The sequence below is a fragment of the Undibacterium sp. GrIS 1.8 genome (genome assembly GCF_040544445.1).
GTDB lineage: Bacteria > Pseudomonadota > Gammaproteobacteria > Burkholderiales > Burkholderiaceae_D > Undibacterium.
The window spans coordinates 1-16,822 of sequence record NZ_JBEONQ010000066.1 but is presented as its reverse complement, the minus strand read 5'-3'; the positions used below and the strand labels follow the sequence as shown (position 1 = coordinate 16,822).

The following is a 16,822-nucleotide window of genomic DNA, read 5'->3' as shown; positions in this document are numbered from 1 at the left end:
AACCTTAATGAAATCATTGACTTACAGAACTACCCCCACGCCAGTGCTCGATCTCCTACCGTCACTTATTGCACCTAAAACAAATCGACCCCGATTACGCTGACTTGGCGAACGCGATTCCATGCTGGGAACGGCGGTCTTACGCGGTGGGATAACCACCTCAATATCGCCACCATATTGTGCGATCAATTGATAAGTGGGCGCGCCATCATAGGCGCCATCGACCATCACTTGATTGATTTCTTCGTCGACCTGATCCAGTAGTGGCCCCACTTGAGATGGGTCATCCATATGCTGATCGGTGAGAACCTGCGCGACAATCATGCCGATGTCGGCATCGACGGCCAGATGCAATTTACGCCAGGTGCGGCGCGACTTGGCGCCATGTTTTTCCTCCAGCCATTGTCCTGCGCCAAAGACCTGCAAACCTGTGCTGTCAATGAGCACATGTAGCGGTCCCTTTGGTGCTGACGGTGACTTCCTTACCGTCAGTCTCACCGCCCGTCTGCTGACCGTGGTGTGATCCGGTGCCGTGATCGTCAGGTTCATTAATGTCAGTACTGATTCCATCAATCCTTCAGTTTGACGAAGTGCCATTTTGAACGCCGTGCGCAGCATCAAACTCGTCTCAATGGCAATATCCCTATAGCGAGCCTGACCAGTTGGCCCGACACTCTGCCACCGATCCAGTACGGCATCATCAATCCACAACGTCAGACTCCCACGCCGGCGTAATCCTGCTTCATATTCCGGCCAATTCTGAACCTTGAACGACATCTTCGGACTATGATGACGGCGATCGTCGTTGTGTTTGTTTGGCATCGGGTCGATCAGTAAAATTGAGGCCGCATCGTACCATCAACCGCTTTTCGAGTTCGAAGTGCACCAACGCCGTGACAATGTGCACACTTTGATAGCAGTCTATTTCTATTGCGCGTTGTCGTGCTACGACAATAAAACAACAATTGACGTTGCATTGCTATTCAACGACAATAAGAAAATGAAAACATTTGACGACATACAGATTAGCCGGCCACAACTCGCAAAAGCTTATTTGGCGATGCTTCAAAGCCAACTCGGTCGGCCTATCGCACTTTTTGCACCGCGCCGCATCGGCAAAACCTATTTTCTCCACAACGATCTTACCCCAAGCGCCAAAAAGGCAGGATTTCTACCTGTGTATGCCGATCTTTGGTTACAGCGCGGCTTTCCGCTGGAAGCGATCAATTACGCGCTAGAGCAAGCGCTGGATGATGTTACCGTGCCATCGGGTGCAGTAGGGAGAATCGCCAAAACACCTGTCAAAGCCATCGCTGGTGTCCAGTTTGGAGAAGAGCCACAGCGTCGACCATTACCAGAAAAGGCAGAATTGCGGTTCGATGCTTTGATTGTCAAACTCGCTAAGGCATCAGGTAAACGCATTCTTCTCATGCTAGATGAAATTCAAGCACTTGCAACAGCATCAAATGGCGATGCCATCATGGCATCGATCCGAGCAGTCCTGTCCAATCGGAAGAACGAGGTGTGTGCTGTTTTTACGGGATCATCGCAAGATGCCCTGAGCCAGATCATGTCTTCCGTCGGGGCTCCCATGTATCAGTTCGCTCAGATTCTCGATTTTCCGTTTCTGGACGACGACTATTTGCAGCTCCTCATTGGTCATTTCGAATCGGTTCACGCAGAAAAGTCGATCAACTTAACGGATTTGCGCAAAGCATTTGAATATATCGGTTATAAGCCGGAATTGATTAAGGACATCGTGAAAGAGATGTCGGCGGAGGGAAGTCCAGACGTCGCATTTGCGTTACATAAATTCATTACTAGCGAAAAACAAACGACAGGATGGAACGCAAATCTTTATGCACTACCAAGACTAGAACAAGCATTGCTGGTGGCTCTTTCCCACGGGCTAGCGCCGATGGCGAAGGATACGCTGGCGGCGTTGACTCGCACCAGTGGCGAGGCGGTGACGGTTTCCAAGGTTCGCGCTGCGTTAGATAGATTACGAAAAACAGGTGTGTTGGCCAAGCCTGAAGGCATGTATGTGATCGAGGATAAACTGTTTGCTGACTATATCTGTCGAACCAATGCACTCACGCACGTTAAAGGCGACACGCAAAGACTGCCAACAAAGTGAATACTGGTATTGACCATATGATGGGCGTTGTTGAATAATTCGACGGATGGCCATAGGCGTGTACCCTCTGGCATTATTTTCTGAAATTTCCGTCCAGGTAGATCCGTGCCGTACAAACACAGCCAAGACCGTCGCCATAAATTCGAGAAACCGCGCTACAAGGTAGCGAATTGGCCTGAATACAACGCCGCACTTCGGCGGCGCGGCGACTTTACCATCTGGTTTACAGAGGAGGCAATCGCCGAGTGGCGTCCGGTCAAGACAGGGGCGCGCGGTCGGCCAAGGGAATATTCCGATGTGGCCATCGAGGCGACGCTGTTCATCCGCCAGGTCTTTCATCTTCCATTGCGGCAGACTGAAGGGCTCATGAACTCACTTGCCCTTGTCATGGGGGCCGACATCAGCATTCCGGATTTCAGCTGCATTTCCAAGCGGAGCATCGGCTTGCCAAGGCATGCCTTGATCAAAGCACTCGAGCCGGGCAGCCTTGTCATCGTGGACCCCACCGGACTCAAAGTCTACGGAAAAGGCGAATGGCACCAGGAAAAACATGATGCTGCCGCCCGGCGCACCTGGCGCAAGCTGCACCTGGCGATCGATGAAAATCATCAGATTCTCGCCTGCGAACTGACGACACCGGAGGTGGGCGACACAACGGCCGTGCCGGATCTGCTCGATCAGATCACGACACCATTTGCAACATTCATGGGTGATGGCGCGTACGACGGCGAACCGGTGTCGCGGGCGGTGTTGGCGAAACAGCCCGATGCGCAAGTGGTCGTTCCCCCGCATAAGACGGCGGTCGTTTCCGACACCGGCATGACCCAACGTGACAATCACATCGAGACCATCGCTCAGATAGGGCGCATCGCTTGGCAGCGGATCACTGGCTACAATTTCCGCAGCCATGTGGAACTGGCGATGCAGCGGTACAAGCGCATCTTCGGCAACGCGATGAAAGCGCGCGGGCTGGCGCAGCAGAAAACCGAGGCGTGGATCAGTGCGTCTGCACTTAACCGGATGACAAAACTTGGTATGCCGGTGTCAGTGAAAATCTGAACAAGGCCTGAAACACGGAACATTTTTGCCGGGATTCGATTAATTCAACAACGCCGTGGCACATCAAGCAGTCAATTCCCCACGGCCGACACCGCGCTCCAGAAATTTGCGTCCTCTAGGCCCATTGCCCACACGGAGACGCCGGCCAGTTTGAAGGTCGCCGCATACCTTGCCTTGACTTGAATACTCTGTGGAGTTTCATACCACACTTCATGCGGTGACCCATCCGCCGCCTTATAGTCGATAAAGGCCGAATTTGTCGCGGCGTCCCACTTCGGTGCCGCTCCGGTGGAGGCCAGCAGTGCGGGCATGTCCTTCCACGCTACTTGGTTCCCTGCGTTGGTCGTTACGTTCCAGTCGTACCCATAGGCTGGCAGTCCCAGCAGAATCTTACTTGAGGGGATTTGCGCCGCCGCATACTGCAGCGACGCCTGCATCCAATCGCTCCCCGCGACGGGGCCGGGCGCCGAGCCCGGGACGTGCTGGTCATAGGTCATCACTTGAAGATAGTCCACGTTTTGCCCCAGTGCAGCGTAATCGTAGGGCCATGACCAATCATCGTTCGCATCGTCGGCGGTCTTGGCCGGCACACTGAGCATCAGGGTCGAATGGATGGCGTGCAATTGCGCCGCCAAATCCGATACAAAGCTGGAATACGCATCTCGATCTGCGGGGTAAATGCCTTCAAAATCGATATTGATGCCTGTCAGGCCCGAAGTCTTTGCGAGAGCGACGATGTTTTGTATAAAGACTGCGCGGTTCGTCACCATCGCCCCGTGCGCGATTGCGGGGTCGAAGTCAGCCGCACCAACGTTGGAGATGCAGGCGTAAAACGTTTTCCCAGCCGCCTTGCCGCCGGACAGTAAACTGGCCGAGAGCATTCCGCTCAAGCTGCCGTCCGAAGCCGCGCCGATCTGGTCCATCGACACCGCGTTGACAGGCGTGGCCGTCGCCGTGGCGGATGTCATGGAATCACTGCTACCCGTGAAATAGCCAAGCACAAGCTTGGAAGACGCGACTGACGGCGCTACCGGGTTCGGTGCGGGGGATGAATTGCCACCGCCACCGCAGGCGGTGAGAACAAGGGAGAAAAACAGGGATGCGGAGACACGAGTGTAATTCATGGGAGGTTTCAAGTATCAAGTATCAAGTATCAAGTGCAACACTGGGTTTAATGGACTGAAGCGGGTTGAATCTGAAGCCTAGCAATATGTTCGGTATAACCTGTTTCCAGCAAGCGAGCAAAGCCAGCATTGACGCAGGGTTGACGCCAAACACATGTTTTCCGACAGGGCTGATTCTGCCGCAAAATTTTTCCTGCCAGCCCCGTAAAAAATATACGAAAAATAGTATCACGACGGTATACCACGCGTAAATCACAAGCTATAGGTTTTTCGTACATGTTAGTCGGTTACATGCGGGTATCGTCCGAATCGGATCGTCAAACTACCAACTTGCAGCGCGATGCGCTCATGGCGATTCTGTCGCGTTGACTAATGTAAATCAAACTTATCACTGGGATCTCATTCGTTCTCAAACTGAACGGATTTGTCCTGCTTAAGCATAAAACTGGTCGGCAAAAGACATCTCTTTTGTGCCACCAAACATCAGCTGGCCTTTACGAATCATGTGCATTAATTCGATGCCAGCCAGGACGTTTTTTAGCCGCGTGAACTGATTTGAATTCGAGCATTGATTTTGTTATTCGTTTTGGCGTTGGTGCACTTAAAAGTTGAAGTTAAAAGTACCCCAACCCCTGATCATTTATGCTGAGACTGTCTGACTGCGCACGAAGTTTGGGCGTCCTGCAGCGAGCATGCGATTTAACACAGCAACACCGATGGCGGCCTCGGTTTGTTGCGCCCCAAATCTCCGTGCACGCAGTCGAGGGCCGATGATCGATTTATAACGGCCCATGGTGGTTTCGACCAGAGCGCGCTGGCCATAACCAGTGGCTTTTTGCCACGCCAACCGGCCCTCTGTCGTGATCTTGTTAAGATGGCGATCACGCTGACTTAGCGAACGCGATTCCATGCTGGGAACGGCGGTCTTGCGCGGTGGGATAACCACCTCAATATCGCCACCATATTGTGCGATCAATTGATAAGTGGGCGCACCATCATAGGCACCATCGGCCATCACTTGATTGATTTCTTCGTCGACCTGATCCAGTAGTGGCCCCACTTGAGATGGGTCATCCGTATGCTGATCGGTGAGAACCTGCGCGACAATCATGCCGGTGTCGGCATCGACGGCCAGATGCAATTTACGCCAGGTGCGGCGCGACTTGGCGCCATGTTTTTCTTCCAGCCATTGTCCTGCGCCAAAGACCTGCAAACCTGTGCTATCAATGAGCACATGTAGCGGTCCCTTTGGTGCTGACGGTGACTTCCTTACCGTCAGTCTCACCGCCCGTCTGCTGACCGTGGTGTGATCCGGTGCCGTGATCGTCAGGTTCATTAATGTCAGTACTGATTCCATCAATCCTTCAGTTTGACGAAGTGCCATTTTGAACGCCGTGCGCAGCATCAAACTCGTCTCAATGGCAATATCCCGATAGCGCGCCTGACCATGTGGCCCGACGCTTTGCCACCGATCTAGTGTGGCATCTTCAATCCACAACGTCAGACTCCCACGCCGCCGTAATCCTGCTTCATATTCCGGCCAATTCTGAACCTTGAACGACATCTTCGGGATATGATGACGGCGACAGTCGTTGTGTTTGTTTGGCATCGGGTCGATCAGTAAAATTGAGGCCGCATCGTACCATCAACCGCTTTTCGAGTTCGAAGTGCACCAACGCCAAGAAATCCAGAACCTTAAGAAGGAAATTTCCGACCTTAAGAACGTCGGCCGTGATTTGACGCGCTACAAGCTTTGTAGTCCTTTTACTGGCAGTGCTGTGTATGGCATCTCGAAAGATGATTCTAGCAAAGAACCTGCGCACTACCTGTGTGCAAATTGTATTCAAACAGGTAAGAAATCCGTGTTAAATCCTAAAGCCAACGACAAAGGCTTTCAGGATTTCGTCTGTCAGACTTGCAGAGCTGCGATTTCAACCGGTTATCGAGGAGTTACTGCGAAATATGTCGAGGATATTGAGAAAATGGTTTAACGATTCAATACCGCGATCGGCCAAACGCAGTCGGCCGATTGAGAGTCACTTTGAAAATTTGAGATGCGACAAAGAGGAGTCATTTTGATGGAGCGTGAAATAGCAATTAGCAAAACTCAGTTGACTGCTTGGACGGAATCGTTGATTCACATGAATCATCACGGCACGCTTGTGCAACGAGAAATCGAAGCGGGCAATCTTGAACGAGCGTCCCATCTGGCGGAGCGTGCGCGAAAGCGTGCTTGGCGGATGCTCAATGAACTTTTTGAGCATGGGGCAGAAAAACCAGAGGGTTACTGTGAACCAGAGGCAAAGGGCTAACATTGCGCGGTTAACTGTGCTCGTCGGTGGTAATCGGCCCGAAGCGGCCGGTAGCGAGCTGCCCCTTGCAGGATTCGTCACCCATTTGAAAGCGGCCCCAAATGTCTAAGCGGAACAAACAATAATGAGTGGAGATTTTCATGTCGAAGTTGAAAAGGTTCGGACGTGGCTCACCACGAACCATTGGGTTGATCAATACCAATACTGGTGGAGTGATGGCGGCGTCGTAAGCGCTCTGCAAAATTTCTTAGCACGTGTACAGCCGCAAGATTGGTCTGAAGGCGACGTGATAGACCTGCTCTACGTCCTGGAGCAACCCAGCACGGAATACATCGCCGAGTTGGTCACCCAGAGCGAACAGATGGCGTTGACGATAGTCAAGCACTCCCTCGCGAGAGGCGGCGTGCGAGCGACGACATCGCCGAACAATTAAGACATTGCATCCAGCGTCGCGATGAGGCTGAAGTTCTGTTGATTGAATTTATGCAGGACGAACATGAACGTACGCGACGAGTTGCATTACTTTCGTTGGCCGAGATGCAATCGGCTGCAGTTCCAGCTCTCGCCGTGGCCGCTTGGGATACGGGAGATGAGTACCCGCGAATGGGGGCACTTTCCGCACTCAAGATAATCGACTCGAAGCTATTCCCTAAATACCTTTCGCTAGCCCAAGTGGACGGACGAGAGAATTTGGTCGCGCTAGCTCGTAAGTATGCCGATGGGCTAGCCGAATGAATTTAGAGTTGGTATCAAACATAGAAATAGCATCCCCGCAGATGGGCTATTTATGGTGAGATTGAAAGGCGGCGGCAATCCGTCATATCAGCACGTGTATCTAATTGGGGCCAGGGTTTTCTGAGCTACAAATTCAATCGTTGAATGTCCGCTTTGTAAAGTCGCGACCGGCAGGTATGGGGCGTTAGCTGTCAGTGACAGTTTTGCAATGGTTGGCTACAATCTGCAAACATGGAACAATAGCGGCGCATTTAGCTCAAAATTTCCACCCGATTATAATTTCCTATCCGTCGGAATAACGTTGTTTTCTATCGAGCAATTTTTTTGGGTCATAGATCGAACAATTCTTCAGCGTTGAGCAAAATGATCCTGAGGATCAATTCATGCTTGTCTTTTCACTACGACAAGCAGATACTTTGCGCAGTCGGCATGGACGAAAGCCGACAATTTTCCCGTGCGACCTGCTCGCATGCAAGATTGCCGATTCTCATCACATTGGATTGAATTTTATGCGACAACTTTTTCTTGTTCTCTGTGTGTATTTAGCCTCTACTTGTTTGGACAGTGCCTTCGCAGGTTCGCCTCTGAGCGTTGATGATTTAGTCTCTAAAAATATCGCGGCGCGTGGCGGTATTGACGCCATCCATGCTATGCAAACCTTGCGTCTTTCTGGAAAACTATTGGTCAATCAAGGACAGATTGAATTGGCGTTTGTGCAGAGTTTTAAACGCAAAGGAAAAGTCCGGCAAGAGGCTAGCGTGCAGGGGATGACGCAGGTACAGGCCTATGATGGAAAGCAAGGCTGGCAAATTGATCCATTTGGTGGGCGCAAAGACCCTGAAAAAATGGCCGATGATAGCAGCAAGGGCATGGCGGAATCGGTGAATGAATTCGATGGCGCTTTGACCGACTGGCAAGCAAAAGGCGTCGTCGTCAGCTATCTTGGTACAGAAGATGTTGAAGGTACTTTAGCGCATAAAATTAAATTGCAGCGACCTAATGCAGACGTGGAATACATCTACCTCGATCCAGATTATTTTCTCGAGATACGTATCTTGAGCCAACGGGTTGAACATGGCGTGCAATTGGCGATTGAAACCAATTTTGGCGATTACGAAAAAGTCTCTGGCGTATTCATTCCATTTTCTGTCGATGTTGGCAAAAAAGGATCTTCCGACAGGCAAAAGATCGTGGTTGAAAAAGCTGAATTAAATGTTGCGCTCGACGACAGCATGTTCACATTTCCTGACGTCATCACAAAAAAATAAGGAGCGCACATCATGCAAATTACCTCTGCAAAAATCGACGCCTCTTTCAAGGCACTTTTAGCATTGACTTTACTCGGATTCGGCAGCTTTTGTTTCGCAACAGAATCAGCGAAGGCCGAAATCAAATTTGAATCTGGCACTGTCTCCGGTTTGGGCGCGCGCAATATTGGTTCAGCAGCGATGAGTGGGCGAATTGCCGCCATTGCCGGCGTACGCAACCCTTCTGGTAAAACCACTTTATTTATTGGCGCCGCCAGTGGTGGCGTTTGGAAGACCGAAGATAGCGGCACCTTATATCGTCCGGTATTTGACGACCAGTCAGTTCAATCAATTGGGGCAATCACAATTGACCCATCTAATCCTCAAAATATCTGGGTCGGTACAGGCGAGGCATGGACTAGAAATAGCGTCTCGATCGGTAACGGTATTTACAAGTCTTCCGACGGTGGCGACACATGGAAAAACCTCGGTCTGCCAGAATCTGAGCGAATCGCCAAAATTATCGTGCACCCGAAGGACAGCAATACCGTGTACGCCTGTGTTGTCGGTAAACTTTGGAGCGACTCGGCTGAGCGTGGTCTATACAAAACCCAGGATGGCGGAAACACCTGGAGCCTGATTTTAAAGGGCAAGAATCTGTCGACTGGTTGCTCTAGCGTTTCCCTGGACCCGACAAATCCCGACATCGTTTTTTCAGCGCTGTGGGATTTTAGGCGGCAAGGGTGGACTTTCCGTTCTGGTGGTGAATCGCCTTCGGCGGCCTCCGGTAGCGGTATGTTTCGGTCGATCAACGGAGGCGCAAATTGGGTAGAAATCAGTGAGTCGAGCAATAATGGTTTTGCAAAAAAACCTTATGGCCGCATCGCTGTGGCGGTGGCGCCAAGCAATGCCAAACGTGTGTACGCTTTCGTTGAATCTACTGACAGCGCGCTGTATGTTTCTGATGATGCAGGGCAGACTTGGCAGCAACGTGACAAGAGTCAGATGATGGTTTGGCGGCCATTTTATTTTGCCCAATTAATCGTCGACCCTTTAAATGCCGATAAAGTGTTTAAAGCGGGTGGTTCTCTCATTGTGAGTACCGATGCTGGTAACAGTTTCACCGCCATCGGTGGTTTTGTTGGGATGCATGGTGACGTCCATGATGTATGGATAGATCCAAGTAATACCCAGACTTTATTTGCGGGTGATGACGGCGGGATGTGGAATTCATTTAATGGTGGCAGCAAATGGTGGAAGGCCGAAAATTTACCTGTCTCTCAGTTTTATCACGTCAGCGTCGACAATAAAAATCCTTACCAAGTGTACGGTGGCTTGCAAGACAATAGCTCTTGGGTAGGGCAATCACAATACCCGGGCGGCATTACTAACGCCCGATGGGAGAATATGTTCGGTGGAGATGGTTTTTGGATGTTCTCTGATCCGACAGACTCAGACTATCTTTATGCAGAATCGCAAGGCGGCTATATTGGACGTGTAAATCGGCACACACATGAAAATCGCGACATCCAACCAAAACTCAATACGGCAGACGCCAAATCCTTCAAAAAATTGCGCTTCAATTGGAACGCGCCCATCGCCTTGTCACCCAATGATAAGAAAACACTTTATATCGGTAGCCAATTTTTGTTTCGCACCCGTGACCATGGACAAAGTTGGACGCGCATTTCACCGGATTTAACCACCAATGCACCGGAACGCCAGGAGCAGGAAAAGTCTGGTGGTGTAACGGTTGATAATTCGGCTGCAGAGATGCACGAAACCATCTATAGCATCAGCGAATCACCAAAGAACGCGAACGTGATCTGGGTTGGCACTGACGACGGCAATCTGCAAATCACCCGCGACGCCGGAAAATCTTGGAACAACGTTGCTGCGAATGTGACAGGCTTGCCAAGAGGTGCTTGGGTGAGTTGGGTGCAAGCAAGCCAATTTGATGCAGGCACGGCGTATGCAACGTTTGATCGTCATACCGTGGGCGATATGGCTGCCCATGTTTACCGCACGCGTGACTACGGTAAAACGTGGACGCCATTGGTCTCACCAGAAAACCTTAAGGGAGTGCTTGGGTACGTACACGTCATCAAAGAGGATTTACAATCGCCTAACTTGCTTTTTCTTGGTACTGAATTAGGTTTGTATATTTCGATCGATGGCGGCGAACGTTGGGCGCGCTTTAAAGGAGGTAATCTTCCTAACGTCGCTGTGCGTGATTTAGCGATTCACCCACGCGATAATGACTTAGTATTAGCCACACATGGACGCGGTATTTGGATTGTCGACGACATTACTCCTTTGCGATCCTTGTCAAAAGAATTGCTTTCAAAGGACATTGCCTTTGTGGGTTCAAGACCAACCGTACAGTCCTTACAAGCAAATGGTGGATGGGTTAATGGTGACGCCGTGTTTGTCGGCGAAAATTCGCCCGATGCTGCTGTCATCACCTACTATCAACGGAACCGCCATCTTTTTGGCAAACTCAACATTGAAGTATTGGACGCGAGCGGAAAGGTGATCGATCAACTCCCCGCAAGTAAGCGCCCCGGGCTGAATCGTGTTTTTTGGAGCATGCATGAGAAACCACCGCGTGTACCCCCAGCAGCACAATTGGCAGGTTTCGGCACCCAAGGACCACGTGTTCTGCCGGGTACTTACCGCATTAGAATCCGCAAAAATGGTCAAACCATCGAGACTAATTTATCCGTAGGTTTAGATGCGCGCGCCAAGTTCACTCTCGTTGATCGGAAAGCGCAATGGACGACAGCAAATCGCGTCAAACAATTGTTTGGTGATGAAAACGCCCTGATGGACAGAATTATTTTCCTGCGAAAAGAGCTCGCCGAAGGCGCTGCAAGCGTCGCAAATGATGCTGATTTAAAAAACCAAATCTCGCTGCTTGATTCCAAAGTGGATGTAGTGCGTAAGCAAATCGTCGCCACGACAGAAGGTGGAGCGATCACAGGTGAAGAACGTTTGCGGGAGCATACAGATTTGTTATACGGCGCGATTCTTACCTCGGAAGGTAAACCCACAGATGACCAGTTAGCTAACATACTGGCACTAGAAGCAGATTTAAAAAACGTGAAAGTCGAATTTTCATTGCTGCTCGAAAAAGATCTCCCGGTGCTCAATAAGGCACTTATTTCCCACGGAAAGAAAGCGCTCAATGCACCACCAAAAAACATTGCTTGGAATGAGAACGACACGAGCGCTGGAAGGCCCGTGACGAGCGCCCTTCCGGCTGGTTTTATGATGTTGCGTTGAAATAGAGCGATACGACAAAACAGCAAGGTAAAAGCAAAGCGTGTGCTTTGCATAGCTTACAAAGGCATAAAAGAATGTGGAATTTTATGCCACTTTAACGAAATCATCCGATTCAATAGGTCGGATTTAAAGGTCGCCTCGACTTTATATCTTATGTGGAGGGGAGACGAAGCAATGTTGACACGCGTTTAATGATCTTTCCACTGCAGATGTTAGTGGCTTCGCAAAAACGCGCAAATACTGCGCACGCTCAACGTCGATATTTTTAATATTGCCTGGAAGAGATAATCGTGCGATGCACAACGATTATGTGCTGAACCATATATTGGTTGAGTGACCACAAAAACTGCACCGCAGAATCGCAGGATTTGATTCAGATGCCGTATTGGGGCGTTATGCATAGGACTTGATTATGAATAGCTTCTGCCAACGGGCATGCCAGCTCCGTTACAGATGTGGCGAAGGCTTGGTCACTTGCTATTCATAATAACAGCGTCTTCAAGAACGCCAACAACGAATCCGATGCCCGGAACAGTGGGAGTTTTTACCCTGGCTCATGTAATGCTGCGATTGGTTAGCTCGACGTTGGTCTTGGTGGCTCTTGCCAATGCCAATACTACGTAACATGGTGGTCTCGTGTAGTGGAGACACTAATTCAAACGATAGCTGAAATTATGTATATTATTTCCGCGTTCAACACTCAGCAAAGTCAATCTTTTCTATGGTTTCCGAACATTACGAAAAATGCTATTCATAATCAAGTCCTATGCATAACGCCCCTTATGAATAGCTATTCATAAGGGGCGTTAGCTGACATTCGCTAGTGTTGACATTTTTTTCGATGGGCTAACGCAATCGACCAGGAGCTGCCACCCACAGATTCGCTACTAAGCGGCCATCAAAACTACCTAATCATGCATTAATTCCCGAATCGAAAACGCGAACATATTGAAAAAGCGCCCTCAATAAACTTGAGGGCGCCATCAATTTAATAATTGTGATGACAACTGCGACTATTTCTTTGTGCCGTGTGTATCAGCGTGTTTTATACTAGCTTCGGTAGCGTGTTCCGCAGCTTGAGAGGCGTGGCCAAGGGCCACTTGGGCGTGGTGTGCGGCGGTCTTATGGTCGCCGGATTCGTGGCTTTTTGAGGCTTCTTTGTGATGCGCAGATGCCTGCTCGTGGTGCTCAGCGGCCTTTTGGTGGTTTTGCTGCATGGTGTGTTGAGTACCTTGGTCTTTAGTGATTGTTTGTGTCATTTTAATGCTCCAGATTAAAGAAATTAGAGAAATTTGCTACCCGTATAAGCTAACGAACGACTTACACTTTGACAATAATCCATTCCTTTAGAGACGTCCGTTCGATAGGGCACATATGGGCGAACGCAGAATTTCGGAAAAATAGCACACTACGGCAAGAAGCCGCCAATCATCTGTTGGCGGCAGTTCAAAATTGATCCAGTAATCGCTGCCCCACTCGCACTCATTGAAAACGCATACTGAGTGTGGTTTTGAGTCAGATCAAAGCGGGTCAGCTGAAATTGACCCTATGGGGTCAATTTTGCACTAGCGTCAACAGCCAAGGGATTAATTCGTGAATAAGCAGGTGCGAATAGTGCAAGGTATTCGCACACCCTTAATATGTCCACAGGACATTAAATTGAGACTGATCTTGCATATAGTCATAGCGTGTTTGCAATTGATATCTTTTGTCTTTTACGCATACGTACGTGCCATTACTTGGCGCTATTTGTTTTACGCAAGCTGTTCGAACGATCCTATTTGGCCATGGCCCTGGTTAGTTCATCCAGAAAACGCTGCCCCTCGTAAAGTGATTTCACGCTGAGTCTCTCATTGAGGCCATGGATGCCGCTGCCATTGGCCTCCTTGACCAGGCCGCTGACGCCATACGTCCAGATACCGGCCGAATTCAGGAACCGCGCGTCAGTGGCACCCACCGCCATCGTTGGGATTACGGGTACGCCAGGCCACATCTTCTGGCTTAGGCTCTGCATCGCGGCCATCAACACGGGATTGAGCGGCGGAGCGGGCGCGACCACTGCCGTGCCCATCGGCGTGAGCTCAATCTGTGCGTCGTCCAGTACCTTCACAAGTGTTTGCTGCACGTCCTCAGGTTTCTCGCCGGGCAGAATGCGGCAATTGACAACCGCCTGCGCACGTTGCGGCAGGGCATTGGTCGCGTGACCAGCATTGAGCATGGTGGCAACACATGTGGTGCGCACGCTGGAGTTATAGAAAGCATTCACTTGAGCCAACCGAGATAGCGCCTGAGGGTCTGGCGTGGGCAATAGGATGGCCTTCATGTCAGTCCCGATTTGCCCACCGACGGCATCGGCGCTGCGTTCAAAAAAACTACGCGTTGTCGGCGTGAGACGGAACGGAAAGCTGAACTTGCCCAGCCGCGTCAGGCCTTCGGCTAGATGGTATATTGCGTTGTCTGGCACTGGTAGCGAACTGTGTCCGCCTTTGTTGCGCACTTCCAGCGTGTAGCTCTGGAATATTTTCTCACCGGCCTGAAGACCATGGCTGATCAGCTTGCCATCCGGGGTCTGGGCCAAGCTGCCGCCTTCAGCCAAGCCCAGCTCCGCCTCGATCAGATCGCGGTGGTGCTTGAGCAAATAATCGACACCATCAAATTCGGAAGGGATGGTCTCCTCATCGCAGGTCATGGCCAGGATAAGGTCTCGTGCCGGTTTCCAGCCCGAATTCTTGAAGGCGATCATATTTGCAACGTAGATCGCGCCTTGAGCCTTGTTATCGAAGGTGCCACGGGCGTAAAAATAACCATCCTCCTCGATCAGTTTGAAAGGGTCTCGGGTCCAGTCTTCACGCTTGGCCTCGATCACATCCAGATGGGCCAGTAACAGCAAAGGTTTTTTTGCTCCATTGCCCTTGAGGCGCGCAACCAGCATGCCTTTCTTCGGCCCGCCCGGTGGAATGATCAGTTGCATGTCGCTGTCAGCAAAGCCACCCGCCTTCAGCCGTGCACTCATGGCCTGAGCCGCCACCGTGCAGCTGCCGGCAGAATTGGTCGTATTGGTCTCGATCAGTTCCTGATAGATGGAACGTAATAGCTGCTGCTCGGGTGTGAGGGACTGGGCAACAGCGTTGTGACAGTGCATGCCCGCTATAGTGAGGAAGACAACTGCGAGGCGCGTGAAAGTGGACATGGCTATCCTTAGTTACGATTGGAAACGTTGATCATAGTTCAGAACATCTGTAGAACATAGCAGTTTTCTTTAGTTCATGAAATCAGTCAATTGTGGTGATCACACAGAAACTAAGCCCACGCTTCCATATAAAAGCGACTGAATTAAAGGGGTTGTGTTCGGCTTTGTTTTTGAAGGATGTATAAATTCCCTACAGTGCCTCATTTTTTTTTGATCCAGCCGTGAATGATCGGTCACAGTCTATTTTTCCTGTTGTTAGCAGCTGCGCAAAAACGCGCAAATACGGCGCACGTTCAACGTCGAAATTTTCGTGTTGCCAGAAAGAGATAATTGTGCGGCGCACAACGATTATGTGCTCAAACATATATTCGGTGAGTGATCGCATACGCAGTGCCGCGGAATTGCGGGATTCGATTCGGATGCCGCAGTGAGGCGAAAGCTGTCCTTTGAATTTTATTTCAATCTTACCAATTTCGTTGGTAAAATGAAATCAAATAGCGTTGACGTTTTTTACGATTTATTTTATGCCCTGAAAAAGCAGGACATTTTCTTGAAAGCAAAGCTGCAAGGGGTTTTAAGAGTTTTCTCGTGAAATGTTATGCGACACTCGTCCGATTCGCCCGTCACGGTGACGGATATATCTAGTTTAGGCCTCAAAGCTCACCATGGACATTCTCTCTTGGTTTCCCGCATTAACGACCACAGGTTTATTTGCGGCAGCAGTTTGGTTTGCTCGCGAAGCCATATCAGCCCGGCTGGCTCGATCAGTTCAACATGAGTTTGACGGAAAGCTGGAAGGTGTCCGCTCGGAATTCCGCGCCTCAGAAGAGCGCCTCAAAGCCCAACTGCGCGAGCGAGAGGCCGAAATTACCGCACTTCGCAGCGGCGCATTGTCCGCGTTGGCTAGCAGGCAAGCTGCTCTCGATAAGCGGCGGCTCGAGGCCGTCGATCAGCTGTGGGCAGCGTTCAACTCGCTTGCTCCTGCAAAAGGAATTGCTGCCAGCATGTCTGTGGTTAAATTCGAAGCAGCCGCGAAAGAGGCAGAGCGTAACCCAAAGGCACGGCAATTATTCGAAGTGATTGGCGCCGGGTTTGATCAATCCAAGATCGACCAAAGTAGTGCGGATAAAGCACGTCCGTTCGTAAGCCCTATGGCATGGGCCGTATATGCTGCATACCGTGCAGTAACGTTGCACAGTGTTATGCGATGGCATGTTCTCAAGGGCGGGCTAGGAGCCAAAGACTTTACGGATCGCGAAGCAATCGAAAAGCTTGTGGTTGCCGCACTACCGCACTACCAGGAATACATTAAACAGCACGGCTCTGACGTTTACTACAACGTGCTTGAAGGGCTTGAGGCGAGGCTTCTGTCAGAACTTCAAGCCATGTTATCAAGCAGTGAATTTGACAAAGCAGGCCTTGAGCTAGCAGCGGAAATAATTCGTCAAGCCAACGCTCTTCAGACTGCCACTAATGAGGCCGAACATGCGGACTAACCCATCATTCCGCGGGACGCTGCGCAATAAAGCCGCGCATCGCCCGTGAATTCAGACGTTAAAACACGGAATTTTCACACCCTGACTGACTGCTCTCAGTGTTACGGTAGGGATGGAAGTTACCTTCCACCCCCCCGCACAGATCCCAGCGTGCGCAATTGACGCACTGGGCTCCTGCCTTAGGTATTGACGCGAAACCGTTCATTTGGATAGGGATGAATAGTACGGCAAGGTGGA

The 16,822-nt window shown here is 50.5% G+C and carries 13 protein-coding genes and 1 pseudogene; 8 read left to right on the top strand and 6 right to left on the bottom strand.

Going from position 1 to position 16,822, the window contains the following annotated elements:
* Positions 1-21: 21 nt before the first annotated feature.
* Positions 22-777, bottom strand: coding sequence for an IS5 family transposase (locus AAKU64_RS20360; protein ID WP_354362838.1), 756 nt, complete (start codon positions 775-777; stop codon positions 22-24).
* Positions 778-880: 103 nt separating this feature from the next.
* Here AAKU64_RS20360 and AAKU64_RS20355 point away from each other — a divergent pair, with 103 nt between their 5' ends.
* A complete protein-coding gene (locus AAKU64_RS20355; protein ID WP_354334667.1) occupies positions 881-2,137 on the top strand; it encodes an ATP-binding protein in 1,257 nt (418 codons plus the stop codon).
* Positions 2,138-2,242: 105 nt separating this feature from the next.
* Positions 2,243-3,196, top strand: a complete 954-nt coding sequence (locus tag AAKU64_RS20350; RefSeq protein ID WP_354334678.1) for an IS5 family transposase — start codon at positions 2,243-2,245, stop codon at positions 3,194-3,196.
* Positions 3,197-3,267: 71 nt separating this feature from the next.
* On the opposite strand, the gene AAKU64_RS20345 is transcribed toward AAKU64_RS20350, so the two are convergent.
* From AAKU64_RS20345 to AAKU64_RS20330, 3 genes and pseudogenes are all read right to left on the bottom strand, one after another.
* Positions 3,268-4,320: a glycosyl hydrolase family 18 protein gene (locus tag AAKU64_RS20345; protein ID WP_354334680.1), complete on the bottom strand. Its 1,053-nt coding sequence runs from the start codon at positions 4,318-4,320 to the stop codon at positions 3,268-3,270.
* 433 nt (positions 4,321-4,753) lie between these two features.
* Positions 4,754-4,907 (bottom strand): annotated as a pseudogene (locus AAKU64_RS20335) (IS6 family transposase); the annotation flags it as partial.
* Positions 4,908-4,960: 53 nt separating this feature from the next.
* Positions 4,961-5,929, bottom strand: a complete 969-nt coding sequence (locus AAKU64_RS20330) for an IS5 family transposase (RefSeq protein ID WP_354362837.1) — start codon at positions 5,927-5,929, stop codon at positions 4,961-4,963.
* Positions 5,930-5,987: 58 nt separating this feature from the next.
* Here AAKU64_RS20330 and AAKU64_RS20325 point away from each other — a divergent pair, with 58 nt between their 5' ends.
* From AAKU64_RS20325 to AAKU64_RS20305, 5 genes are all read left to right on the top strand, one after another.
* Positions 5,988-6,311, top strand: coding sequence for a hypothetical protein (locus AAKU64_RS20325; RefSeq protein WP_354362836.1), 324 nt, complete (start codon positions 5,988-5,990; stop codon positions 6,309-6,311).
* An 84-nt stretch (positions 6,312-6,395) separates the two neighbouring features.
* A complete protein-coding gene (locus AAKU64_RS20320; RefSeq protein ID WP_354362834.1) occupies positions 6,396-6,632 on the top strand; it encodes a hypothetical protein in 237 nt (78 codons plus the stop codon).
* Positions 6,633-6,756: 124 nt separating this feature from the next.
* Positions 6,757-7,065 carry a hypothetical protein gene (locus AAKU64_RS20315; protein WP_354362833.1) on the top strand — a complete coding sequence of 103 codons (309 nt, stop codon included), beginning with the start codon at positions 6,757-6,759 and terminating at the stop codon, positions 7,063-7,065.
* An 811-nt stretch (positions 7,066-7,876) separates the two neighbouring features.
* Entirely contained in the window at positions 7,877-8,635 is a 759-nt protein-coding gene (locus AAKU64_RS20310; RefSeq protein WP_354362832.1) for a hypothetical protein, read from the top strand.
* Between the two features lie 12 nt (positions 8,636-8,647).
* Positions 8,648-11,899 carry a WD40/YVTN/BNR-like repeat-containing protein gene (locus tag AAKU64_RS20305; RefSeq protein WP_354362831.1) on the top strand — a complete coding sequence of 1,084 codons (3,252 nt, stop codon included), beginning with the start codon at positions 8,648-8,650 and terminating at the stop codon, positions 11,897-11,899.
* A gap of 1,013 nt (positions 11,900-12,912) precedes the next feature.
* Here AAKU64_RS20305 and AAKU64_RS20300 read toward each other — a convergent pair.
* Together AAKU64_RS20300 and AAKU64_RS20295 are read right to left on the bottom strand one after the other, a co-directional pair.
* A complete protein-coding gene (locus AAKU64_RS20300) occupies positions 12,913-13,158 on the bottom strand; it encodes a hypothetical protein (RefSeq protein ID WP_354362830.1) in 246 nt (81 codons plus the stop codon).
* 518 nt (positions 13,159-13,676) lie between these two features.
* On the bottom strand, positions 13,677-15,089 hold the full coding sequence (locus AAKU64_RS20295) for a M20/M25/M40 family metallo-hydrolase (protein ID WP_354362828.1): 1,413 nt from the start codon (positions 15,087-15,089) through the stop codon (positions 13,677-13,679).
* A 665-nt stretch (positions 15,090-15,754) separates the two neighbouring features.
* Between AAKU64_RS20295 and AAKU64_RS20290 the strand changes: the two genes are divergently transcribed.
* A complete protein-coding gene (locus AAKU64_RS20290; protein ID WP_354362827.1) occupies positions 15,755-16,585 on the top strand; it encodes a hypothetical protein in 831 nt (276 codons plus the stop codon).
* The last annotated feature ends 237 nt before the right edge of the window (positions 16,586-16,822 follow it).